The following is a 1,712-nucleotide window of genomic DNA, read 5'->3' as shown; positions in this document are numbered from 1 at the left end:
TCGCTGCCCGCCACCAGCTCGGCCGCCCATCTGGCACAGGAGACCGGCGCTACCTGCGTCGCCGCAGCGGCCGAGCTGGTGGCGGGCAGCGACGTGGTTGTGCTCGCGGTCAAGCCACAGGTGGTGCCGGCCGTCCTCGACCCCCTGAGCGATGCGCTGGCCGCGCGTTTCCCGCTGGTCATCTCGATTGCCGCGGGGCTGACCACCGAGGCTCTGGCCGCGCTGCTGCCCGCCGGCACTCGGGTGGTGCGGGCCATGCCGAATATGGCCGCCGCCGTAGGCCAATCCATGACCGCTCTGACGGCGGGGGCCGCGGCGACGCCGACGGACCTGGAGACCGCCCGCGCCCTGCTCAGCAGCGTGGGGCGCACCCTGGTGCTGGCGGAGAAGGACTTCTCCGCCTTCACCGCGTTAGCGGGCTCCTCCCCCGCCTTCGTCTTCCAGTTCATCGAGGCACTGGCCCGCGGCGGGGTCGCCGCCGGGATCCCCAAGGCACAGGCGGTGGACATCGTCACCCAGGCGGTGCTCGGCTCGGCGCTGACGGTGCAGGCCGAGGCGGCGCGTAGGGCGGCCGGTGGCAGCGGACGCACCCCGGCCGACCTCATCGACGCCGTCTCCTCCCCCGGTGGAACCACGGTGGCCGGGCTGGTGGCGTTGGAACGCGCCGGTTTCTCTGCCGCCGCCGTCGCCGCAGTGGAGGCAACCATCGCCCGGGATCGCGCGCTGGGCGCCTGACACCGCCGAGCGCCGCGCGGCGTGCGCCATCTCTCAAGGCGGGCGGTAACGGTGCATGAACCCCTGCCCAGCCGCTAGGCTAACCCCGCACCTGTTCCTGACCGTTACTAGTCCTGCACCTTTTCCTGACCATCCTGTTCCTGACTATTTACCTCCTGAGACCTGACCACTCCTGACCACCCTCCCCCGGTGGAACCTGCGAAAGGGGAATCCCCATGGCACACCAGGCGCCCCTGATCACCTGGAATCATCCGCAGACCCTGTACGCGCGCTACGGCAAGAGAGCCCTGGACCTGGCCGCCGCCGTCGCCGTCATGCCGCTGCTGGGAGTACTGACTCTCGGCGTCGGCGCGGCCATCAAGCTCGACGACGGCGGTCCCGTCTTCTACCGGCAAGAGCGTTGGGGCCGCGAGGGGCGTCCCTTCCGCATTTTCAAGTTCCGTTCCATGTCCGTTGGCGCCCCCGATATCCGCAACGCCGACTCCTCCTCGGTGGCCTCCCGCAGCGACGCCCGTGTCACCCGCGTGGGCCGGGTGCTGCGTGCCACCTCGATCGACGAGATCCCGCAGTTCCTCAATGTGCTGGACGGCACCATGAGCCTCATCGGCCCCCGCCCCAACCTGGCCACCAAGCCGTTGGAGCGCATGGGTGAGGACGAGCGGCGCCGGCTGACGGTCCGGCCCGGCATCACCGGCTACAACCAGGCCTTCTACCGCAACTCCACCACCCTGCCCGAGCGCTACGCGGCCGACTGCTACTACGTCGACCACCTCTCCTTCGGCCTGGACATGCGCATCGTGCTCAAAACCATCCAGACGGTGCTGGCACGCAAATCCGTGTACTCCGACGCCGGCAACAAGCCCGCGCCGGTCTCCTCCCCGGACTCGTCCACGTCCCTCTCCCCGGCCCCCGCGTCCCGGTAGGCGTCGCGCGCCGCCACGCCCCTAGACCACCCATAGGAGAACCACGTCCATGAC

Annotated in this window: 2 protein-coding genes; both read left to right on the top strand. The window is 70.2% G+C overall.

Going from position 1 to position 1,712, the window contains the following annotated elements; translation table 11 throughout:
- Nucleotides 1–735: pyrroline-5-carboxylate reductase (gene proC / locus RWX45_RS00150; RefSeq protein WP_316021775.1), on the top strand; the 735-nt coding region annotated here is incomplete at its 5' end.
- A 215-nt stretch (nucleotides 736–950) separates the two neighbouring features.
- Nucleotides 951–1,658, top strand: coding sequence for a sugar transferase (locus RWX45_RS00145; protein ID WP_316021774.1), 708 nt, complete (start codon nucleotides 951–953; stop codon nucleotides 1,656–1,658).
- Nucleotides 1,659–1,712 lie beyond the last annotated feature (54 nt).

The sequence above is a fragment of the Actinomyces sp. MRS3W genome, assembly GCF_032465695.1.
Classification (GTDB): Bacteria; Actinomycetota; Actinomycetes; order Actinomycetales; family Actinomycetaceae; genus Actinomyces.
The sequence above is the reverse complement of the archived record's forward strand: the minus strand, read 5'-3'. Positions and strand labels throughout refer to the sequence as shown.